Genomic DNA, 22,364 nt, shown 5'->3' with positions numbered 1-22,364 from the left:
CTGTATCACCCTACCATAGAGTCTAATATAACCAATGCGCCGACAGGGGTCAAATTGTGAAGATGGGAAATGCCCTTTAATTGAAAAGAAATTTCATTTTCATTGACGATTGAAAAACATTCTCATAGAATGGAAACAGAAATATCTGCACGGTTTCGGCTATTTTTTGAAATGGAGGCGATCCTCTTGTCTCAAGGATTAAAAACCCAAAATTTAACACTGTCTTACGGTTCATCCATCATCATCAACGATCTGGATCTCACCATTCCCCACGGCAAAATCACCGTGCTTGTCGGCAGCAATGGTTGCGGCAAATCCACTTTGCTCCGTTCGTTGGCACGGCTACTCAAACCACGGGCCGGACACATCCTCTTAAACGGAAAAGAGATTCACATGTTATCCACCAGAGAGGTCGCCAAACAACTGGCCATTCTGCCACAAGGCCCTGAAGCACCGGAAGGGCTAACCGTCCATCAATTGGTCAAGCAGGGACGCTACCCGTATCAATCATGGGCCCGCCAATGGTCAAAAGAAGATGAAGCCAAAGTAAACTGGGCGCTTGAGAAGACACAACTCACATCCCTCGCCCATCGTTCGGTGGATGACCTGTCTGGTGGACAACGCCAACGCGCTTGGATCGCGATGACGCTAGCGCAAGATACGGACATCATCTTGTTGGATGAACCAACCACATATCTGGATTTGACCCATCAAATTGAAATCCTCGACTTGCTGTATGAATTGAACGAAAAAGAGAATCGAACCATCGTCATGGTGTTGCACGACCTCAATCTTTCTTGCCGTTATGCACACCACATGATCGCCGTACAGAATAAACAGGTTTATGCGCAAGGGGCGCCTGAACAAATTGTAACAGAAAAATTGGTGCAAGACGTCTTCCATTTGCGGTGCAAAGTGATGACTGACCCGATCGCCGGCACCCCCCACTGTATTCCGTACGGCAAAGGCAGGGATTTGTCCGCTCCCCCCTCCTTGGCACTGACTAATTAATCCGCCTAAAACACGCTACCCACAGCTTCCCAAGCAGTTAGACTCCGTTAACTGGCGGAGTCTCCTCCATTTCCCAAAAAGAAACGTTTAAAACGATGGATATAGGGGCGGGAATCACCGCTCGCTTGCGCCAAAACATAACGGTCAAACAAAGGATTTCTCGGCTCCATGCAGAACCTGCCTCCGCCCATGGCGATAATCTGCCTTGCGCGCCGCATTTACTCCTTCCTTCCAAGCGGGGGAGTAATGATTTTATTTTTCTTCACACTCATCACGCCCGCGTTCGTTAAACGCACTTGGGGCAGATGGGTAGATGTGAGGAATTGCATAGTGTAGATGGGGTCGAGGTGGGTATAGCCGGCCTCCTGAAGCCGTTCCGCCAAGGCTTGGCAGCGTGGGATCAGCTCTTCCAAGTCGAGATCGCTCATCGTCCCCAAAATGGGCAATGGCAAATGAAACCGCTCTTCTCCCCCTTGCAGCCAATAAATGCCCCCGTTTTGCTCTAACACATTATTGGCTGCCCGCGCCATCGCTTCGGCATCCTGGCCGATCACCAGCAGGTCGTGCGTGCAGGTGTAGCTGGAAGCAAGTCCGTCAATTCCTTGCGCAAACCCGCGTAAATAGGCGCCCGTCTTCCAATTTCCATTACGATCAACCAAGAATACCGCTAACCGGTCGTCCTCTTCAGGAACCAAGCGGGAGTCGACAGGAGAAGGGGCTGCCTCCATCGTTAATTTGGTTATCACGGCATTAAGCAAGTTTATGACAGGAACCGTCCCCTCTTCTGTATGCGGAACCCGCCACTCATCCGGCGTCAACTGAAACCGTCCTCCCCATGCACGGTAACCCGCTGGAAGCACTGGTGGTTCATCTCCCAGCGGCGATGACGAATCCACCCACTTCCCTTCATTTAACACCTTGATCGGTGTCGGCGCATCCAAAGAGGAGAGCACATTGATATCCGCCAAGCGTCCCGGGGAGATACTGCCCAACCGTTCGTCCAGACGGTAATACACAGCCGGGTTGACAGTGACCATTCTGTACGCTTGCACAGGATCAACCCCTTGCTCCAAGGCCAACTTTAGCAGATAATCAGTAAACCCTTCAGCCAAATAAGGCGGGGTAGCTCCATCCGTCGTCATCATCAACCGGTGCCAAGGAACATCGCCATGCGCCAACAATCCCGCCAGCAATTCAGGCAAGTCAGGCCGAATGGAACTGTGGCGCAAAGTAACCATGTATCCTAATTCCAGCCGGCGCCAAACCTCCTCAGGGGTGATGCTTTCATGATCGCCTGTTACCCCCAACGCGGCTAAGCGGGAAAGCGTACGGAATGAAGCACCCGGAGCATGTCCTTCGATACGCTTACCCCGACCCCAAGCATCAAGCAGACATGCGTTTTTCTCTTTGTCCCCGGCCAACAGCGCCATCCAATCCGACAGCTCCCCCGCTTGTGCAACATGAGGTGAACGCAAGATCGATTGCATCCGCTCCATGGAGAACAGCTTTGCCGATTCCGCCTCACTCAGGTGGGTTTGCGAATCGAGCCGTCCCCACCACAAGAGTTTTACCGGCAAAGATTGCAATCCATCAAACAGAGTCAACAATTCAAACGCTTCTAATTGCATGAAGAAGGGAAGCGTATCACAAACCATCGTCGTCGTCCCGCGCTGAACAACATGAGATGCCAACGTCAACGGATGATAGATCTGGCATGGATGAGCGTGCGGTTCTATATACCCCGGAACCAACACGCAGCCTGACACATCATCTTCGCAACCCACTCCCTCCAATAACAGCCCGCTTCCTTCCAGTGGCCCGACATATGCAATCCAGCGTCCGGCCAAGGCGATGTCTTTCTCCTCCAGCCTTCCCGTATGCACATTGAGAATTTGACCCCCGCGAATAATACGAGAAGGGGCTTTGCGGCCCATCACCACATCCAACAGGTTTTGATGCTCAGCCATTGTTCTAGTAATCACAATGATAACCTCCTTTGATGTGCAAATCCGTACTCATCCAGTCAAAACATGGCAATCCCCAGTCGTATAGAAACATCGGCAAGGCAGCAAACTAACTCCCAAGCTACGGAAAAGCGAAAGGAGGAAGTCGGTTGATGAAGCAAAACGTGGGCACCGTTGACGCCATCATCCGCATCACCTGCGGGTTGCTCGGATTGACTTGGTGCGTGGTCAAGGGCCGGCGAAACTTCCCCTACATGATCGCGCTGATGTCGGCGCTAAAAGTGGCAGAAGGAATCACTCGCTATTGTCCGATGTTGGATATGTTAAACAAACGAACAACATAAAATCGCTCACTTGTCGAAGTTTGCGCACAGGGAGATCGACGACCATTTATTTGCAAAAAAAACGATTTCCCTGTCAAAGCGCCTTGACACAAGCATTCAATATACAAGTAGAATAAAAATATAAAAAAACAAATACAAATCCCTTGCCTATATTCAGACTTTTTTGTATAATAGTTTCCAAGAATACCAAGTGGAAAGTTGGTTCAAATCAAGATATTTTCAGATTATTGGATTACTTTCGACACCCGTCTTCTCCTCCCTCCCATATTTCGCACAAATCGCAGTGGAGGAATGGACTTGTGCTCCAAACATCATGAACCAGCACTGACAAAAGACAACACTCCCGTGCCATCCGTTGAAACCTCATGCAATGCCCACACCCGGATGGCCGTTTCATAACGTCAAATAGGTGCACAAGGCAATACACGCCGATGCGCTTAACACTGCCAAAAGGTATTACGCTGGCGGATGCCATGAAACCAATTAGTCGGAGGGGGTGCGGGATCCGGTCCCGATTCGCCGTTCGTCGTTCACGGCTAAGGCCGCACGCAAAATGAGCCAAAAGGTGACAACTTCAAGCCAATTGACCATCTGTCAACCCGCAATGTGCAGTTGGTTGTTGATTAAATTTCGTCTATGCCTTAGAATCAAACTTAGAAATTTACTTAACTGAAAGAGTTGTTCACCTTTTTCTTGCAACGATTCGTCATACCCTAGATGAAATTTTAGCCCAATTGATTGAACAAGCGCAAACTGCAACATATTAGATCAGACACCGTCTCTTCAAGTTAGCGTATTGAATCGACAAAAATCGAATATTAACAATCTTGCATACAAAATTCGTCATTTTTTATCGAAAAAAGCAGGACATCATGTAACATGGCGTCGAAAAAAGAATTACAGATTTTCCTGAAGAGAGTAGTGGCAAATGCAATGGATCATGATAAAATGATTGCAAGAGGATGCGAACATATGATCGGCACATAAGAACGACACAACACCATTAAGGAGCGTGAGTGCAATGTCTCTTAGCGAAATGGAAAAAGAAACCGTGATTCAATTTGACGAATCCACAAACCTTGCTACTGTTTACACTGCTAGCTGGACAGTTGCTCGTTCCTTGAAAAAAGCTGGGTACCAACCAACAAAGAAATCCCAAGGTGGTTGGTGGTTTAAAATCCCCGTCAATGGCATCAGCATTCAAGGTGAAAAAGAGACAACGAAAATCGGTTGACTCAAAACCGATGAAGAACAACGAGCCCAAGAGGATGACTAGGCTCGTTTTTTTATAAGCTATTTCAAAAGAAGCCGACCACATCCGTGATCGGCTTTTTATTATAACGCTTTGGCCGCAATATCAGTGCGATAATGCATATCCTTGAAAGAAATTTTGGCCAACTCCTGATAAGCTTTTTCTCGCGCTTTCCCAATATCGGCTCCTGTCGCGGTCACGCCCAGCACGCGTCCGCCAGCAGTAACGACTCCATCTTCTTGCTGTTTGGTTCCGGCGTGGAATACCATCGTGTCTTCCCCCACCTCATCCAAACCGGTAATCGGCAACCCTTTTTCATATGAACCGGGATAACCACCTGCTGCCAAAATCACACAGACGGCAGCCTGCTCACTCCATTGTAGGGATAGCTCGTCCAATGTGCCAGCAATGACCGCTTCCATCACCTCAACCAAGTCGGTCTTAAGCCGCGGCAACACAACTTGTGTTTCCGGATCACCAAATCGGGCGTTGAATTCTATGACTTTGGGCCCATCCGCGGTAATCATTAGACCGGCATACAATACCCCTTTATACTCTATCCCTTCATTACGAAAAGCTTCGTGCATCGGCCAAATAATGGTGTCGATCGCTTCTTGCACCACTTTTTCCGGGATTTGCGGAACAGGTGAATACGTCCCCATGCCTCCGGTGTTCGGCCCTTGGTCGTTATCATACACCGGCTTGTGATCTTGCGCGACCACCATCGGCTTCACTGTCTTCCCGTCTAAGAAAGCCATCAGCGAAACTTCCTGCCCGCTTAAAAACTCCTCAATGACCACTTCGTTCCCCGCTTCACCAAACACCTTCTCTTCCATCGCATCGGCAATCGCCTGTTCTGCCTCGGCTACCGTCTGCGCTACGACTACCCCTTTGCCCGCAGCCAAGCCATCGGCTTTAATCACGATGGGAGCACCTTGCTTACGCACATAAGCCTTCGCTTTCTCTGCATCAGTGAAGGAAGCAAACGCGGCTGTGGGAATGTGATATTTTCGCATCAATTCTTTCGCAAACCGTTTGCTCCCCTCGATCAACGCGGCTTGCTTGCGTGGGCCGAACACTTTGAGACCTTCCTGTTCAAACCGATCAACCACACCTAGCAACAGAGGCACTTCAGGCCCCACGACTGTCAGATCGACTCGCTTTTCCTGCGCGAAAGCGACCAAACCGTCTACATCTTCCACTGCAATCGGTACGCATGTGGCCAGTCCGGCAATGCCTCCATTGCCCGGTGCACAATAAATCTCCGTTACTTTGGGACTCTGTTTCAACTTCCATACAATGGCGTGCTCCCGTCCGCCATTGCCGATCACCAGGATTCGCATTGCTTGTCCCCTCCCATCTCTCTTTTATCACCCCGAACCCCGCATGTAAAGCCAGGAACGCATCAGGACAAGATTAAACTTAATCCGAACAATCCCACTGTCACCAACAAACAGATGAAGGACCACTCTTCCCGGTAAAAAAACCGTTTTCGACTGCGGTAGGCCGCATCAGTGGTCAACACCCCGCCAACGATCAGCGCGATCATAAAGAAAATGCCGCTGGCAGTGCGCAGATGCGCTTGCCAAATCTGTAAATTAAAATCGTATGTCAAATACGATGTGATGCCCGTCAAACATACTGCAAAAACCATCCAACCAAAGGCCCAAGCAAATATCCGCATAGGGTAACCCTCCGTCAGCGTTTTTGTCATAGTATACGCATCAGAAGGGTCCCTCGATACATGGCAAGAAGGTTCTTAGTGTTTGAAATGGCGCATGCCGGTGAAAACCATGGTGATGCCGTGTTTGTTCGCTTCATCGATCGACTCTTGATCCCGAATCGAACCACCTGGCTGGATGATCGCCGTGATTCCTGCTTTCGCGGCTTGTTCTACCGTATCTTTCATCGGGAAAAAGGCATCGGACGCCAGTACGGCACCTTTTGCTTCTGCTCCAGCTTGGTTGAGCGCGATCACTGCCGAACCAACACGATTCATCTGACCAGCGCCCACTCCCAAAGTGCGGGAATCTTTGGCGACCACAATCGCATTGGATTTCACGTGTTTCACCACTTTCCAAGCGAAGAGCAACTGTTTCCACTCTTCTTCACTCGGCGCACGCTCTGTAACTGTCTCACACTGTTCCTGCGTCACTTGCCCCAGATCAGCTTCTTGCACCAAGGCTCCCCCGCCCACCGTCTGCACTTTGAGGCCAGCCGCCGGTTCAGTCAGCGAGCTGTCACCCCATTCCAGCAACCGCAAATTCTTTTTCGTGCTTAACAGCTCTAGTGCCTCTGGTGTGAAGGAAGGAGCAAGAATGATTTCAAGGAAGATTTCTTTCATTTGTTCCGCCGTCTCTTTGTCGATGGGACGGTTTGCCGCCACAATGCCCCCGAAAATCGACACCGGATCGGCTTCATACGCTTTTTGGTAAGCGGCCGAGATGGTCTCACCGATCCCCACTCCACATGGGTTCATGTGCTTCACCGCCACGACAGCCGGTTCGCTGAATTCGCGAACCAATTCCAAAGCAGCGTTGGCATCATTGATATTGTTATAAGACAACTCTTTGCCGTGCAATTGTTTGGCGGAGGCGATGGTACCTGCTGCCGCCCGCGGTTCGCGATAAAAAGCGGCTTGCTGATGCGGATTTTCACCATACCGCAACGCCTGCTGTTTGTTGTAGGTGACAGTCAACTGCTCTGGGAAGGTGATGCCGAGCAATTCGTTGAAATAATTGGCAATCAACGCATCGTATGCCGCCGTGTGCCCAAATGCCTTAGCAGCCAACCGGCGACGTGTCTCCAAGCTCGTGCTGCCATCCTTTTGCAATTGCGCGATCACTTCTTCATAATCCGCAGGATCGACCACAACGGTGACATATTGATGGTTCTTGGCGGCGGAACGAACCATGGATGGACCGCCGATATCAATATTTTCAATGGCTTCTTCCACTGTGACGCCCGGCTTTTGAATCGTCTGCTGGAATGGATATAGATTGACCACAACGAGGTCAATTGCTTCAATCCCGTTTTCCTCCATCGCAGAGAGATGCGAAGGCAAATCGCGGATCGCCAAGAGTCCGCCATGAATTTTCGGATGCAACGTTTTAACTCGCCCATCCATGATCTCCGGAAAATGAGTCACTTCCGAAATACCCGTAACCGGAACGCCCGCCTCTTCCAGCACACGGTGCGTACCTCCGGTGGAGATGATTTCGATCCCCAGTTCAGCCAACTGTTTGGCGAATGAGACAATCCCGGTTTTATCTGAAACGCTGATCAACGCGCGACGAATACCCACCTGCAAATCCTCCCCATCCCTCATGTCAGAGGGTTTTTGAAATGACTGTTAGCCTTTCATGTCCGGCGTTTTAATGGCGCCGGTGATCCATCGATAAACCACTTCCGGATAAAGACGGTGCTCAGCCTGATGAATCTTGGTAGTAAAACTCTCCAAATCATCATCTTCTTCCAGCAAAACAGGAACCTGCGCCAGAAGCGGTCCGGTGTCCATCTCCTCATCGACCAAATGGACACTTACACCTGAGACCTTCACCCCGTAAGCAAACGCCTGCCCGATCGCATCCTTGCCTGGAAAGGCCGGCAGCAGAGATGGATGGATATTCACAATCCGCCATGGATACGCATCAAGCAAAGTGGAACCGATCAACCGCATGTAACCCGCCAGCACAATCCACTCGATACCATGCTTGTCCAGTTCAGCAAGCACAAACGTTTCATAAGCCGCTTTATCAGCAAATGTCTTGGGGCTGACACAAACAGCGGGAATACCCAGCCGCTCGGCCCGCTCCAACACCTTCGCCCCCGGCTTGTCGCATACCAACAACCGGATGGGCACCGGCCACTTTTGGTCTCGCGAGACCTCTACCAATCTCTCAAAATTGCTGCCACTACCTGAAGCAAACACAGCGATGCTCATGCCCAGACCACTTCCCGCGCTCCCTCTGCCACCCGACCGATAACAAACGCTTGCTCGCCGAGCTCCTGCGCCACACGTACCGCTTCTTCTGCTTCCTCGGCCGGCACCGCGATAACCATACCCACACCCATGTTAAAGGTGCGGAACATATCTTCTTCAGACACTTGGCCTGCTTCCTCGATCCAACGGAAAATCCCCGGCACTTCCCAAGAAGACTTGTCAAGCTGCGCCTGGCATCCTTCAGGCAACATGCGCGGCACGTTCTCTATCAACCCGCCGCCGGTGATGTGGGCACCACCCTTGACTTGGAACTGTTGCATCAGCTCAAGGAATGTTTTCACGTAGATTCTTGTCGGAGCCAACATCGCCTCGCCCAATGTTTGCTCAGTTCCCGGTACTTCCGTCGCAAACGGGTAGCGACCATCATCCAGCAACACTTTGCGCGCCAGCGAATAGCCATTGCTGTGCAAGCCATTGGATGCCAAACCGATTAACGCATCCCCAGGGCGAATGGCAGCACCCGTCAACACGCGATCGCGTTCAACGACACCGACGCAAAAGCCAGCAACATCATACTCGCCTTTGGCGTACATGCCCGGCATCTCCGCCGTCTCACCGCCGATGAGCGCGCATCCGGCTTCGACGCACCCGTCGGCAATCCCTTTGACCACCGCTTCCGCTTGTGCTGGAGCCAATTTTCCCGTTGCCAGGTAGTCGAGGAAAAAGAGCGGCTCTGCGCCTTGTACCACCAAGTCATTTACACACATGGCCACGCAATCAATCCCGATCGTATCGTGGCGATCTAGCGCAAAAGCCACTTTCAACTTGGTACCAACGCCATCGGTCGCAGCCACGAGCACTGGCTCCTTGTATGATTTGAGGGCAAACAAGCCGCCAAACCCGCCCAATCCTCCCAGTACCTCATCCCTCATGGTACGGGCGACATGCTTTTTAATGCGATCCACGGTTTCATTGCCGGCATCGATATCGACACCAGCCGCTTTATACGCCTCACTCATCGTTTCCCCTCCAATACCAACTCATCTTCAAGCACAGTGGGGTATTCCCCGGTGAAGCAAGCGATGCAGTGGCCACGGTTTCGCTCACTCGCCGGACGGCCGATCGCACGCAACATGCCTTCCACACTGATAAAAGTGAGGGAGTCGGCCCCAATCTCCTGCCGAATCTCTTCCACTGTTTTTTGGGCGGCGATCAGTTGCTCCCGATCTGGTGTGTCGATGCCATAGAAACACGGATTTTTGACCGGGGGTGAGCTGATGCGCACATGCACTTCCGTCGCGCCAGCTTCGCGCAACATGTTGACAATGCGGCGGCTGGTCGTTCCGCGTACGATGGAATCATCCACCATCACTACGCGTTTGCCGGCCACAACCCCGCGCACGGCGCTTAACTTCATCTTAACCCCTTGCTCGCGCAATTCTTGGCTCGGCTGAATAAACGTCCGGCCCACATAACGGTTCTTGATCAACCCTAACTCATACGGGATACCGGTTGCTTCAGCAAAACCGATTGCCGCTGAAGTGCTGGAATCGGGCACACCCGTAACCACATCTGCTTCAACCGGTGCTTCCTCAGCCAAGATTCGGCCCATTCGTTTACGAGCCGCATGAACATTGACACCGCCGACATTGCTGTCCGGGCGAGCGAAATAAACGTGCTCAAACGAGCAAATAGCCCGCTCCGCTTTGGGTGCGAAGGTCGTCGTCCGCATCCCCTCCGCGTCAAAAACCAGCATTTCACCCGGCTCGATGTCGCGTACAAACTCCGCCCCGATCACGTCAAACGCGCAAGTCTCCGAAGAGAAAACGGTCGCCTCCCCCATCTTGGCCATTGACAAGGGGCGCAAACCATGAGGATCTTCCGCCACAATCAAAGTATCATTGGTCATGATCATCAGCGCATATGCTCCCACCAACTGATTCAACGCCTCTTTAGCCGCCTCCACGATGTTGGGGGCCGAAGATCGGGCGATCAGGTGCGCGATCACTTCCGTGTCAGTCGTCGTTTGAAAAATGGAACCCGACTCTTCCAATTCACGACGCAACTTTTTGGCGTTAACCAAATTCCCGTTGGTCGCAATCGCCAATTCCCCTTTGGCGTATTTAAACACCAAGGGTTGTGCGTTGGCAAGGCCGGTGCCGCCCGTGGTCGAATAACGCACGTGACCAATTCCGGTGGACCCAAGCAGTTGCTTGATATTGTTGTTATTAAACACTTCCGTCACCAAGCCGGTGCCCCTTTGCACCGAAAACTTATGGCCGTCAGTCGTCACAATGCCTGCGCTCTCTTGGCCGCGATGTTGCAAAGCGTGCAAACCGTAATATGTGAGTTGAGCGGCGTCAGCATGGCCGATAATTCCAAAGACGCCGCACTCTTCATTCAGTTCGTCGAGGTCGAAGATGCTTTCATCGCGCATGGAATAGCTTCCTCCCACTGTTTGCTTAAATATGCAACATCCTGCTGAATCACCCGCTCACCATTGATGTGGATGATGAGCTCTTCTTTTTCCGTCACGGTGCCCATCTGCTGGCAAGCTACACCTTTGGCTTCAGCCAGCTTCATCACATCTGCCACAGCGTCCGCCTTTACGCTCAAGATGACGCGGGATTGGCTTTCGCTGAAGAGATGGACAACCGGAGCCAAATCCGTTTCCAGGCTGACCGCCGCTCCTCGGTTGCCGCTGATGCAGCTTTCTGCCAGAGCCACAGCGATACCGCCTTCGCTAACATCGTGCGCCGATTTTACCCAACCGCTGCGAATCGCTGCCAAGACCGTCTGTTGCACAGCCAATTCCTTTTGCAAATCGCAGACAGGCGGGCGGCCGCTAATTTGTCCAGTCACTACATGTTGCAATTCACTTCCGCCCAATTCGGCATAGGTGTCACCCAACAGCAGAATGACATCCCCATCTTCTTTGAATGCTTGCGTGGTGATGTGTTCACGCTTTTGTACCAAACCGACCATACCCACAACCGGGGTGGGGTATATCGGATTGCCTTTCGTTTCGTTATACAAGCTGACGTTTCCGCCAACGACAGGCGTTTCCAATACCCGGCACGCTTCCGCCATGCCATCGATCGCCTTGGAAAGTTGCCAATAAACTTCTGGCTTCTCGGGGCTACCAAAATTGAGACAGTCCGTGATACCAAGCGGCTCCGCTCCGGAACACACGACGTTGCGGGCAGATTCCGCCACGGCGATGCGTCCCCCTTGCACCGGATCAAGATAAACATAACGGCCGTTTCCGTCCGTGGACATCGCCAACCCCTTCTCTGTACCACGAATCACCACTACCGCCGCATCCGAACCGGGACGAACCGCGGTGCTGGTGCGAACCATATGGTCATACTGCTCATACACCCAGCGTTTGGAACCGATGTTGACCGAAGACATCACTTTCGTCAACGCAGCTTGCGGATCAACATCTGCCAGCTCCTCCTCAGGGCGTCGTTTTGCGTTTTCCTCATAATATTGAGGGACGCGTTCTTCACGCACATAAACTGGCGCATCATCCACCAGCGTATTAACCGGGATGTCTGCCACCAATTTGCCTTGATGGAACAAGCGATACCGGTTGCCTTCGGTTACGCGGCCTACTACAGCCGATTGCAAGCCCCATTTGTCGCAAATGGTTTTGATTTCATCCTCCCGGCCAGCTTCTACCACCAAGAGCATGCGTTCTTGCGACTCGGACAGCATGATCTCGTAAGGGGTCATGCCCTCTTCGCGCTGCGGAACCAAATCGAGGTTCATCTCAAGACCGTGCTCACCTTTTTGCGCCATCTCCGCGCTGGAACAGGTAAGCCCTGCCGCACCCATGTCCTGAATCCCGATCAAAATGCCTTTTTGCACCATTTCCAAACAAGCTTCCAGCAAGAGCTTCTCCATGAAGGGATCGCCCACTTGCACAGCCGGACGCTTCTCTTCGGATGACTCATTAAGTTCTTCTGATGCAAACGTGGCTCCGTGAATCCCATCCCGACCGGTGCTTGCGCCTACATAAATCACAGGGTTTCCTACGCCGATCGCAACGCCTTTTTGCAATTCATCATGGTTGAGTATACCCACACACATCGCATTCACCAACGGATTGCCCTCATAGCTGTCTCCATCGAAAACCACTTCACCGCCAACCGTGGGAATCCCGATGCAATTGCCGTAATGAGCAATTCCAGCCACGACTTGTTCAAACAGGTAACGCACCCGCGGATTGCGCAAATCGCCAAAACGCAAGGAATTCAACAAAGCTACCGGGCGCGCACCCATGGAAAACACGTCACGAATAATCCCGCCAACGCCTGTGGCTGCTCCTTGGAAAGGCTCGATCGCTGAAGGATGGTTGTGACTCTCGATCTTGAAGACCACCGCTTGCCCGTCACCGATATCAATGACGCCGGCTCCTTCGCCCGGACCTTGCAACACCCGCGGCCCTTCCGTCGGAAACTTCTTCAACAGCGGTTTGGAATTCTTATAACTACAGTGCTCCGACCACATTACGCTGTAGATGCCCACTTCCGTCCAGTTCGGCAGACGGTTCAAATGACCGCATACCTGGTCGTATTCTGCATCAGTCAAGCCCATTTCTCGATATAACTTTTGCTCGCGAATCATCTCCGGTGTAGGCTCCAAGCCCACACGCTCGACTACTGTTTGTTCAGACCGCACGGCTATTCTCCTTCCAGTATTGAAGCATGGATTTGAAGAGATACTTTCCATCGTCAGAGCCCATCCAGTCAAAAATGGCCCGTTCCGGATGCGGCATCATGCCCAACACATTGCCAGCTTTGTTGCAAATTCCGGCAATGTCGTCCACAGACCCATTGGGATTTTCCCCCGCATAGCGGAATACGATTTGGTTGTTCGCTTTCAGTTCAGCCAATGTCGCTTCATCACAGTAGTAGTTGCCTTCGCCATGGGCGATCGGAATGCGGATCACCTGACCGTCTTCATAAGCGCACGTAAACGGCGTTTGGTTGTTCTCAATCCGAATCGGTTGGATGTCGCAACGGAATTTCAGGTGGTTGTTGCGCATAAGCGCGCCTGGCAGAAGCCCTGATTCACATAACACTTGAAACCCGTTGCAAATCCCGATGACCAGCTTACCCGCCGCAGCCGCATCCTTCACCGCCGCCATCACGGGAGAAAAACGGGCGATCGCCCCGCAACGCAGATAATCACCATAGGAGAACCCTCCCGGCAGGATGACTGCGTCAAAGGAGGACAGATCCGTGTCATGGTGCCAAACCGGGGCTACCGGTTCGCCCAAAATGTCTTCAACGGCGTGGATGCAATCATAATCACAGTTGGAACCCGGAAAAATAGGAACGGCAAACCGCACTTACGCCACCTCTTCCAATTCAAATGTGAAATTCTCGATCACTGGATTGGACAGCACTTTTTCGCTCAGCTCTTTGATTTGTTTCTCCGCCTCTGCGCGGCTTTCGCATTCCAAGAGCACTTCCACCCGCTTGCCGATCCGCACATCACGCACGCCTTCAAATCCCAGTGTGTGTAATGAACCTTTGACCGCAACCCCTTGTGGGTCCAATACGCTATCCTTCAAGGTGACATAAATCGTCGCTTTAAACATATTATTTTCCTCCCAAACGATTCCAGATTTCGTGATAAGCTTCCACAACTTGTCCCATGTCGCGGCGGAAACGGTCTTTATCCAACCGTTCGCCGGTTTCCTTGTCCCAAAAACGGCAGGTGTCTGGAGAAATTTCGTCAGCGAGCAAAACATTTCCATCCCCATCCACACCAAACTCCAGCTTGAAATCGACGAGGATGATATTTAGTTCCAACAGAAACGCGGACAGCACTTCATTCACTCGGAGCGCCTGTTCACGAAGTTGGGCCACTTGCTCTGGCGTCGCCAACTCCAGAACGGAGATATGCTCTTCCGTAATCAACGGATCGCCCAGCGCGTCATCCTTGTAATAAAATTCGACAATCGTGTGTTTCAGTTTGGTTCCTTCAGCAATTCCCAATCGTTTCGCCATGGTTCCCGCCGCAATATTGCGAACAACCACCTCAATTGGGATAATTTCTACTTTTTTTACCAATTGCTCAAGTGGCGAAATTGCCTTGATAAAATGGTTAGCAATCCCTTTTTTATTCAGCAACTCGAAGAAAAACGTGCTGATGCGGTTGTTCATTTCTCCCTTGCCTTCCAAGGTGGCCCGTTTCTGATTGTTGAAGGCAGTGGCCGAATCTTTGTATTTCACCCGCAACACCGCACTGTCTTCCGTCAAAAACAGTTGTTTCGCCTTTCCTTCGTACAGCATATCTCCTGGTCTCACAGCTGGTCGCCCCTTTAGCAGAAAAGTGGATGCTGAGGAGAAGAGCACAGTGTGCGTCTCCCCCCCATGCACCTTGATAAGAGCTGATTGTAAATCATGCGGTTTTATGCCCGCACCATGAAACAGATGGTCACTTCAAGCCCAGACGCGCAAAAATGGTATCCACCTGCGACAAATGGTAGCTGTAATCAAAGCATTGTTCGATCTCTTCCGGAGACAACGTCTTGGAAATCAACTCATCGCTTTCAACAAGCGGTTTGAACGGTCGTTGCTCTTCCCACGCTTGCATGGCAAGGCGTTGCACACGGTCGTAAGCCTCTTCCCGTTTCAACCCTTTGTTGATCAGACTGAGAAGCACGCGTTGCGAATAAATCAACCCGAAGGTGCGCTCCATGTTCCGTTTCATATTCTCCGGGAAGACGGTGAGATCGCGCACGATGTTGGCAAACCGGTTAAGCAGGTAGTTGAGCAGAATCGTTGCGTCAGGGAGAATTACCCGTTCAACCGACGAATGCGAGATATCCCGTTCATGCCACAGCGGTACGTTTTCATAAGCAGAAACCATGTGTCCACGGATTACGCGGGCCAATCCGCTGATATTTTCGCAACCGATTGGGTTTCGCTTATGCGGCATCGCCGAAGACCCTTTTTGTCCTTTTCTGAAGGGCTCTTCCACTTCGCGGGTCTCACTCTTCTGCAGGCCCCGGATTTCCGTCGCGAACTTATCAAGCGATGTGGCGATCAGTGCCAAGGTCGCCATGTATTCGGCGTGACGGTCGCGTTGCAGGGTTTGTGTAGAAATCGGCGAAGCCTCAAGACCCAGTTTCTCGCACACATACTTTTCTACAAACGGATCAATGTTGGCATACGTACCTACCGCGCCGGAAATTTTGCCCACACGTACCGTTTCCATCGCCCGTACGAAGCGCTCCCGATTGCGCTTCATCTCCGCATACCACAGCGCCATCTTGAGCCCGAAAGTCGTCGGTTCCGCGTGTACGCCGTGCGTCCGGCCCATCATCACCGTCGTTTTGTGCTCTTCCGCTTTCGCTTTGATCACTTCGATTAAGTTATCAATATCTTTGAGCAGGATTTCGTTGGCTTGTTTGAGCAGATAAGAAAGCGCCGTGTCGACGACGTCCGTCGAAGTCAGACCGTAGTGAACCCATTTGGATTCCGGCCCAAGCGTTTCTGACACCGCACGGGTGAAGGCAACCACATCATGCCGGGTATCTTGTTCAATCTCATGCACCCGATCAATGTTCACTTTGGCGTTCTTACGGATCTGCGCCACATCTTCCTTGGGGATGACGCCGAGCTCCGCCCATGCTTCACAGGCCAGGATTTCTACTTCCAACCAAGCCTCAAATTTGTTTTGTTCTGTCCAGATCTTTGCCATCTCTGGGCGTGAATAACGTTCGATCATTTGCTTGTCCCACCTTTTTAGAAAACCTCATTGCTTACTAACAACCATTTCACCGCCGGCACATATACCGACTGCAAAAATGATTATCTATCATAAATAACCTTTTTTTCTTGTTCCGTCAAAGGTGGCCAGATTCCCGACGCGTCGATCCACGCGATTGCGCTTTCCAAATCATCCACCACCGTGACATGCCCCATCTTGCGTCCTTTTTTCGCTATCTCCTTGCCGTACCAGTGCACTTTCACCTGCCCGGGCAACGATCCGTATGCTTGATTAAATGCTTCGCCATGCTCCCCCAGAATATTCACCATCACTGCCGGGGAAGTAAGCGTAGTCGGCCCTAAAGGCAAACCGACGACAGCTCGTACAAATTGCTCAAATTGGGACGTGAGGCAAGCGTCAAACGTATAATGGCCGGAATTGTGCGGACGCGGTGCCAGCTCATTGACGAGCAATTCGCCAGACGCGAGCACAAACATTTCTACAGCCACCAATCCCACCACCCCAAGCGAGTCAGCCACCTGCTCAGCTAGGCGCACAGCCCGTTCAGCCACGCCTTCAGCCAGAGGGGCGGGAGCCACCGACATATGCAGGATATGATGACGGTGCAAATTGACAGAGGGCGGAAAAGCTCTCACTTCGCCATGAACATTTCGTGCCACCACGACCGAACATTCTTTTTGGAAAGGGATGAATTGCTCCAAAACCAAGGTTTTCCCTTGCTGAAACAGCTCAGCTGGCAATGCGGCCACGTCCTGGTCTGTTTTTAGCATCCACTGGCCTTTGCCATCATATCCGCCTGTCGCAGTTTTCAACACAGCCGGAAGCCCCAACTCAGCCAAAGCTTGCCGCAAGTCGGCTTCTGTTTCAACGGCAACATATGGTGCCACCGGAATGCCAGCCCGAGTGAGTGCTTGCTTCTCCATGAGGCGATGTCGCGTCAATTCAAGCAAGCGGCTGCCTTGCGGAACCATCGTTTGCTGTTCCAGCTTTTTAACGATCTCCGGGTCGATGTTTTCGAATTCATACACGATCAGATCAGCGGCTTCTGCCAAGCGGCGTGCTGCCTCCTGATCATCGTAAGGAGCGCTTACATGTCGGTCGGACACTTGGCCTCCGGGGCAGTCAGCCGCTGGGTCCAATGTGACGAAGCGGTATCCCAACTTTCGCCCCTCGAGAATCACCATGCGCCCCAGTTGCCCGCCTCCCAAAATGCCGATCGTCTGGCCGGGCTTGATTAAGCCCGCTTTCTTTTGCTTCATCGTCTCAATCATTTCAATTCACTTTCCTTTAGCACACGACTACGGATTTGTTCACGCCGTTTGGCTAAACGCTCGCGCAACGCTTTGTCTTGAATGCCCAACATTTCCGCCGCGAGCAATCCGGCATTGACCGCCCCGGCATCGCCGATGGCTACGGTTGCAACCGGAACACCCCCTGGCATCTGCACAATTGAAAGCAATGAATCCATCCCGTTTAGAGCGGATGTCTTGATCGGTACTCCGATCACCGGCAAAACCGTTTTTGAAGCGACCATGCCTGGCAGATGCGCCGCACCACCCGCACCAGCGACAATTACTTCAATGCCGCGCTCTTCCGCCGTTTCCGCGTATCGAAACATCTCATCCGGTGTCCGGTGAGCGGAAACAACTTTCGCCTCGTACGGAATTTGCAACTCGGCTAATACGTCGCATGCCTTTTGCATCGTCGGCCAATCTGAAGTGCTCCCCATTATGACTCCAACTTTTGGTTTCACCTTGATCCGTCTCCTTCTATCTATTCTTGATGAAGGCAAGCCTAATCAACAGCCTTTCTTAGATGCGAGTGATAGAAGTCTACTACTTAGGCTTAGCTTCATCCGACTTTCTACAGATGATGATGTGGATGCGAGATTTCCTCCTCAACCACATTTCCAGTGTAACAATGAACCCGTGAAAAAGTCAACGGTAAAAACGAACATTAACCAATCATCAACAATCAGCGTTCGTGTTTATATGTAATTTTCTGTTGTATATCGGCCATGAAAGCGTTAAGCTAAATAAATTCATGAACATTCCCTAATGAAACGGAAATGATCGATAAAGGTTTTCCTGTTACTGGATGACAATCAGATGATCCCCTCTGGTTAGCGGCCAACCACTTGTCATTTTCGGAACTCCGGGTGCAAAAAAAGCCCCCCCACAAGCGTACTTGCGGTAGGGGGGGCTTTTTACCGATTTAGTCCAATTGCTGTGCTATCGCGCGATGAATCTCCAGCTCCATAATACCGTTTTTTTCTCCAATCAATCCAAATCGCGTTTACATTGCCTATCTCCGTTGGCTCGCTTTCAAAGCGGTGGCCCATTCGCGTCATCTCTTCCCGCGCTTGATCAGGAACCCCTCTTTCCCAACGGATGGTGGGATAACGAGAGCTGTAGATGCGTGGCTCCTCAATTGCCTGCTTCAAATCCAACCCCTTGCTCAGCTTATTAAATATCACCTGATAGACAGACGCGATAATAGTCGCTCCTCCAGGTGACCCCACCGTCATCAGCGGTTTACCGTTTTGAAATATTATGGTGGGAGCCATGCTGCTCCGCGGTCGTTTATTCGGTCGCACTTCGTTGGGGCCTCCCGGATTGGCGTCGAAATCAGTCAGCTCATTGTTTAGGAAAAAGCCATATCCCGGAACCATAATGCCCGTACCGAATTCCTGTTCAATCGTGGTGGTGTAAGACACCAGATTTCCCCAACGGTCAGCCACCGTAAAATGGGTGGTCTGTCCGTTTTCGTGATCCTCCCATACGTTTGACCTCATCCCCTTTTCTTTTTCATACTTCCAAGGGTCGCCCGGTTTCACATCCTTGTTAGCTTTCTCCCTGTTGATCAGCGCAGCTCTCTCGGCGATATAACGCGAATCCAGCATCCCTTTGATGGGAACATCAACAAATTCGGGATCTCCCAGATAAGCGGCCCGATCGGCATAAGCTAGATGCATTGCTTCGGCGAACAGATGGTACTTCTCTGCAGAACGCAAATCCACATCCTTGGCATCCACTTGTTCCAACAGCTTTAAGATATGAAGAACTGCCACACCTCCTGAACTTGGCGGAGGCATGGTAGCCACTTTTACCCCATGCAACGATCCCCAGAGCGGTTTGTCCATGGTTACTTCATATCGCACCAAATCAGATAACGCCATTGCTCCGTTCCGCTTGTTCACTTCCTTAACAAGTGCTTTTCCAATCGGCCCACCATAAAACGCATCAATCCCTCGCGCTTTGATCAAGCGAAACGTGCGGGCCAAGTCGCGTTGCACCAGCCAATCCCCTTCTTGCAGGGGTTTCCCATCAGGCACAAATAAATCGCGCGCCGCGGTGCGGGAAAGCCATTCCTGATTCTCCGCGATGGATCGGGCCAGCGTTCGGTTCACCCTAACCCCTTTTTCCGCCAATCGGATCGCCGGATCGATCAACTCCTCCAGAGAACGGGTACCCCATCGCTTAAGCGCTACATCAAGCCCTTTCAATGTGCCGGGTACGCCGACGGCATACCCTTCATGCGCACGGACGGAGAAGGGGATTTCCTTTCCATTTTCGTCCAGAAACATCCGGGGGTGGGCCGACATAGGTGCCCGTTCACGGCTGTCGACAATGCTTACCTGTCTCCTATCTGCATCATAAACCATCATAAATCCGCCACCGCCGATGCCAGACATCATTGGCTCCACCACATTAAGAGCAAATTGAATGGCCACTGCCGCGTCCACAGCATTGCCCCCATTGCGCAACACATCTGCCCCCACCTTTGATGCCAAAGGATGGGCTGTCACCACCATTCCGGTTTTGCCAGTTGCTATCCCGTCTCCCCCCGTTAAGTCCTGTCCATCCCGTTTCATTGACTTGGCTGGCGATTCGACAGTCATACCCAAGACGAGAAGTAGACTTAATCCAATGGCAAAGCACACTTTCCAAAGCCGCAAATAAATCCCCTCCTCGTGTTTGGTTGATGGCTCCACCATAAAGGCGTGGATGACGAAAAAAGCGACGGCGTGCCTGCCGTTCATTCACAGCCAAGTTGGCATCCCCCCTTACAAAAAAGAACACAATAGCGTGATCACCGCATTTCTGTGCATGACAAAGTGGGGATAAGATGTGTCTGATGTATGAGCCAACTGCTCCAAGCCGGTTATCTCATCGTATTACCTGCCCATCTGCGTGTTAGATTTTTATCAGCATCCCCATCCATCAGCCTAATTTGTCAGATACACACAAGGGATAGCCAACAACGTCGCCATTTCGTTCATCCACCTTATAATCCATCTATTATAAAAATTTCATTCTAAATTTACAGACAATAATTCCTTCTTGATTTTTTAATTGTTATCTTCATCCTTATTCCTAAACAATCTTACAAATGGCCGGCATTCACGTCCATTGTTTCCTCAAACCACACCTCAATCCAATCAAAAAAGCATGGCTCCTCATTTTTAAAACATCCACAGCAACTGACTGTGCCGGCACTTATAAGGACTGGTCCCACCATCTCTCATCTCGCTAAACATCCATCCTCTTCTGCCAACTTGACTGGCTTTCCCAATCTGTTGGCTGACTAGATGACTAGCTGGGTTGCCCACAGCTCGCATCAATCATCCATGCTAGCATCAGCAATACCACCCGATCATGACCACGAACAAAGCAAACATCTTAGACTGGCTGTGTGTTATTTTGGGATGCAGAAAAGCTGCTACAACTAGATATCAATCATTCCGCTCTTACTTCCTTGTCCGACTACATATAGGTTTGGTCAGCAAGATATTTTGTATCTAGTTAACGATCTATCATCACCTAGACCCCCTGTGGGTTGAGAGATCATTCGGCGAGTGATAGGGAGCAAAGCAAAATGAAAAAGCCCTGTGAGTGAATAACCCCAGAGCGAATTCCCCATTCTTATATTTGATAATATGCAAGAAACAACATAAGAATGATCAGGCAGATACCAAGTAAAATGAAATAAATTCCCGTAAAAATAGGAGGCATCTTTACAACCAGGAAATATCCAATCATCTTGAAAAAGCTAGTTGGATCAAGGTCGAATTTCATCATTTCACTTCTTCTACCTTTTTTCGGCGCATAAATATTCCCAAACCTATTAAAATCATTCCAATGATGATAAATACCTACTCCTCTTACACCTCGAAAAGATTTATTACTTCCGTCATATGCAGATTAAACACCTTGTCACTTGCTCTCAAAATGACTCTAGCCATTGAACCATCGATTGCACTCATAATAAAACCCGTAACTAAGATAGTCGTAGCCCTTTCATAGAGAATTTCTCAATATCCGTCCAAAATCTACTTTTTATACCAGATTGTTAGTGACATTAATCTCCTTTTATTATGTTAGTAGCTAGTATGATCTTTGAACAATCTTTCGGATTTAAATGATCAAATCCACTCTATAGATAACTCCATCCAGTTTCCTAAATGAACGCCAGTGCCTATAGGGGTTTACGTCAGTACCCGATTGGTTGACTTGATTCCCGAACACGCCATTACACTACATCAGCGTTATCAGTCAGTACCACAACATCTCCATGTCTATTTCAGTGATTAAAATAGGTCGTTCCACTACAAATCATGCTTATTGTTTTTTGCACCATAGGTATGGTTCGCTAGAACGAATTTATTTTTGATCCGTTTCATAGATGAGATGTGGAAAATATGTAAATATGTGTCTTTGCATGATCTCGGCGATACGATGAGCTTCGGCACCTCAATGATTAGCTCAACGCCTAGATACGGGAAACGAAGCAACTCCAAATTTATCCACCCATGCAACGAAGTTATGTACATAAGACCGTCTCTTACTTGTCCTAAGGCTCCGAATGGTAACCAATGAGCTGGGTATTGCTGAATGAACAAGAATGACCTTGTTTCCGAACAACTCTGCCCCTTGGCACTGGCAATGCCACATGATGAAGCCATTTACCAATGCAAAACAAAGCAAAAACCCCACTTCATTCTGAAGTGGGGTTTGATGGCCTGGCAACGACCTACTCTCCCAGGGCTTAAGCCCAAGTACCATCGGCGCTGGAGGGCTTAACTTCCGTGTTCGGTA

The 22,364-nt window shown here is 50.7% G+C and carries 18 protein-coding genes, 1 rRNA gene and 1 pseudogene; 3 read left to right on the top strand and 17 right to left on the bottom strand.

The genetic code is table 11. The features are described from left to right. The first annotated feature begins 171 nt into the window (after positions 1-171). On the top strand, positions 172-1,011 hold the full coding sequence (locus tag EDC32_RS14600; protein ID WP_029071684.1) for an ABC transporter ATP-binding protein: 840 nt from the start codon (positions 172-174) through the stop codon (positions 1,009-1,011). A 77-nt stretch (positions 1,012-1,088) separates the two neighbouring features. On the opposite strand, the pseudogene EDC32_RS14595 reads toward EDC32_RS14600, so the two are convergent. Further along, positions 1,089-1,229 (bottom strand): annotated as a pseudogene (locus EDC32_RS14595) (peptidase E); the annotation flags it as partial. Further along, positions 1,230-2,993 (bottom strand): adenine deaminase C-terminal domain-containing protein, encoded by a 1,764-nt coding sequence (locus EDC32_RS14590; protein ID WP_132223327.1) that lies wholly within the window; start codon positions 2,991-2,993, stop codon positions 1,230-1,232. A 134-nt stretch (positions 2,994-3,127) separates the two neighbouring features. Here EDC32_RS14590 and EDC32_RS14585 point away from each other — a divergent pair, with 134 nt between their 5' ends. Next, positions 3,128-3,319, top strand: a complete 192-nt coding sequence (locus EDC32_RS14585; RefSeq protein ID WP_022735639.1) for a YgaP family membrane protein — start codon at positions 3,128-3,130, stop codon at positions 3,317-3,319. 1,021 nt (positions 3,320-4,340) lie between these two features. Next, positions 4,341-4,553, top strand: a complete 213-nt coding sequence (locus EDC32_RS14580; RefSeq protein WP_132223324.1) for a hypothetical protein — start codon at positions 4,341-4,343, stop codon at positions 4,551-4,553. Between the two features lie 101 nt (positions 4,554-4,654). On the opposite strand, the gene purD is transcribed toward EDC32_RS14580, so the two are convergent. From purD to rrf, 15 genes are all read right to left on the bottom strand, one after another. Next, entirely contained in the window at positions 4,655-5,914 is a 1,260-nt protein-coding gene (gene purD, locus EDC32_RS14575; protein ID WP_132223321.1) for a phosphoribosylamine--glycine ligase, read from the bottom strand. A 62-nt stretch (positions 5,915-5,976) separates the two neighbouring features. Then, positions 5,977-6,255, bottom strand: coding sequence for a hypothetical protein (locus EDC32_RS14570; RefSeq protein WP_132223318.1), 279 nt, complete (start codon positions 6,253-6,255; stop codon positions 5,977-5,979). Between the two features lie 75 nt (positions 6,256-6,330). Continuing rightward, on the bottom strand, positions 6,331-7,875 hold the full coding sequence (gene purH, locus EDC32_RS14565) for a bifunctional phosphoribosylaminoimidazolecarboxamide formyltransferase/IMP cyclohydrolase (RefSeq protein WP_132223315.1): 1,545 nt from the start codon (positions 7,873-7,875) through the stop codon (positions 6,331-6,333). A gap of 48 nt (positions 7,876-7,923) precedes the next feature. Further along, positions 7,924-8,514: a phosphoribosylglycinamide formyltransferase gene (gene purN / locus EDC32_RS14560; protein ID WP_132223312.1), complete on the bottom strand. Its 591-nt coding sequence runs from the start codon at positions 8,512-8,514 to the stop codon at positions 7,924-7,926. Further along, on the bottom strand, positions 8,511-9,533 hold the full coding sequence (purM, locus tag EDC32_RS14555; RefSeq protein WP_132223309.1) for a phosphoribosylformylglycinamidine cyclo-ligase: 1,023 nt from the start codon (positions 9,531-9,533) through the stop codon (positions 8,511-8,513). The genes purN and purM overlap by 4 nt, the downstream gene beginning before the upstream one ends. After that, a complete protein-coding gene (purF, locus tag EDC32_RS14550; RefSeq protein WP_132223306.1) occupies positions 9,530-10,951 on the bottom strand; it encodes an amidophosphoribosyltransferase in 1,422 nt (473 codons plus the stop codon). Before purF ends, purM begins: the two co-directional genes overlap by 4 nt. After that, positions 10,915-13,146: a phosphoribosylformylglycinamidine synthase subunit PurL gene (gene purL / locus EDC32_RS14545; RefSeq protein ID WP_246026967.1), complete on the bottom strand. Its 2,232-nt coding sequence runs from the start codon at positions 13,144-13,146 to the stop codon at positions 10,915-10,917. The genes purF and purL overlap by 37 nt, the downstream gene beginning before the upstream one ends. Positions 13,147-13,189: 43 nt before the next feature. Continuing rightward, positions 13,190-13,873, bottom strand: a complete 684-nt coding sequence (gene purQ, locus EDC32_RS14540; protein WP_132223301.1) for a phosphoribosylformylglycinamidine synthase subunit PurQ — start codon at positions 13,871-13,873, stop codon at positions 13,190-13,192. Continuing rightward, positions 13,874-14,125: a phosphoribosylformylglycinamidine synthase subunit PurS gene (gene purS, locus EDC32_RS14535; protein ID WP_022735629.1), complete on the bottom strand. Its 252-nt coding sequence runs from the start codon at positions 14,123-14,125 to the stop codon at positions 13,874-13,876. Between the two features lies 1 nt (position 14,126). Then, complete coding sequence (gene purC, locus EDC32_RS14530; RefSeq protein WP_132223297.1) at positions 14,127-14,837, bottom strand: phosphoribosylaminoimidazolesuccinocarboxamide synthase; 711 nt, start codon at positions 14,835-14,837, stop codon at positions 14,127-14,129. Positions 14,838-14,967: 130 nt separating this feature from the next. Continuing rightward, positions 14,968-16,263 (bottom strand): adenylosuccinate lyase, encoded by a 1,296-nt coding sequence (purB, locus tag EDC32_RS14525; RefSeq protein ID WP_132223294.1) that lies wholly within the window; start codon positions 16,261-16,263, stop codon positions 14,968-14,970. Positions 16,264-16,346: 83 nt separating this feature from the next. After that, positions 16,347-17,537, bottom strand: coding sequence for a 5-(carboxyamino)imidazole ribonucleotide synthase (purK, locus tag EDC32_RS14520; RefSeq protein ID WP_246026964.1), 1,191 nt, complete (start codon positions 17,535-17,537; stop codon positions 16,347-16,349). Next, complete coding sequence (purE, locus tag EDC32_RS14515; protein ID WP_281275236.1) at positions 17,534-18,019, bottom strand: 5-(carboxyamino)imidazole ribonucleotide mutase; 486 nt, start codon at positions 18,017-18,019, stop codon at positions 17,534-17,536. Before purE ends, purK begins: the two co-directional genes overlap by 4 nt. A gap of 453 nt (positions 18,020-18,472) precedes the next feature. Then, positions 18,473-20,167 carry a gamma-glutamyltransferase gene (gene ggt, locus EDC32_RS14510; RefSeq protein WP_132223460.1) on the bottom strand — a complete coding sequence of 565 codons (1,695 nt, stop codon included), beginning with the start codon at positions 20,165-20,167 and terminating at the stop codon, positions 18,473-18,475. Positions 20,168-22,286: 2,119 nt separating this feature from the next. Further along, positions 22,287-22,364: ribosomal RNA gene (gene rrf / locus EDC32_RS14500) — 5S ribosomal RNA — on the bottom strand; the annotation flags it as partial.

Source organism: Laceyella sacchari (assembly GCF_004343255.1).
GTDB classification, from domain to species: Bacteria; Bacillota; Bacilli; order Thermoactinomycetales; family Thermoactinomycetaceae; genus Laceyella; species Laceyella sacchari.
This window is presented reverse-complemented; position numbering and strand designations above follow the sequence as displayed.

Coding starts and splice junctions, on each gene's coding strand:
- EDC32_RS14600 (WP_029071684.1), top strand. CDS start 172: ATGGAGGCGATCCTCTTGTCTCAAGGATTAAAAACCCAAAATTTAACA.
- EDC32_RS14585 (WP_022735639.1), top strand. CDS start 3,128: ATGAAGCAAAACGTGGGCACCGTTGACGCCATCATCCGCATCACCTGC.
- EDC32_RS14580 (WP_132223324.1), top strand. CDS start 4,341: ATGTCTCTTAGCGAAATGGAAAAAGAAACCGTGATTCAATTTGACGAA.
- purD (WP_132223321.1), bottom strand. CDS start 5,914: ATGCGAATCCTGGTGATCGGCAATGGCGGACGGGAGCACGCCATTGTA.
- EDC32_RS14570 (WP_132223318.1), bottom strand. CDS start 6,255: ATGCGGATATTTGCTTGGGCCTTTGGTTGGATGGTTTTTGCAGTATGT.
- purN (WP_132223312.1), bottom strand. CDS start 8,514: ATGAGCATCGCTGTGTTTGCTTCAGGTAGTGGCAGCAATTTTGAGAGA.
- purM (WP_132223309.1), bottom strand. CDS start 9,533: ATGAGTGAGGCGTATAAAGCGGCTGGTGTCGATATCGATGCCGGCAAT.
- purF (WP_132223306.1), bottom strand. CDS start 10,951: ATGCGCGATGAAAGCATCTTCGACCTCGACGAACTGAATGAAGAGTGC.
- purL (WP_246026967.1), bottom strand. CDS start 13,146: ATGATTCGCGAGCAAAAGTTATATCGAGAAATGGGCTTGACTGATGCA.
- purS (WP_022735629.1), bottom strand. CDS start 14,125: ATGTTTAAAGCGACGATTTATGTCACCTTGAAGGATAGCGTATTGGAC.
- purB (WP_132223294.1), bottom strand. CDS start 16,263: ATGATCGAACGTTATTCACGCCCAGAGATGGCAAAGATCTGGACAGAA.
- purK (WP_246026964.1), bottom strand. CDS start 17,537: ATGATTGAGACGATGAAGCAAAAGAAAGCGGGCTTAATCAAGCCCGGC.
- ggt (WP_132223460.1), bottom strand. CDS start 20,167: ATGACTGTCGAATCGCCAGCCAAGTCAATGAAACGGGATGGACAGGAC.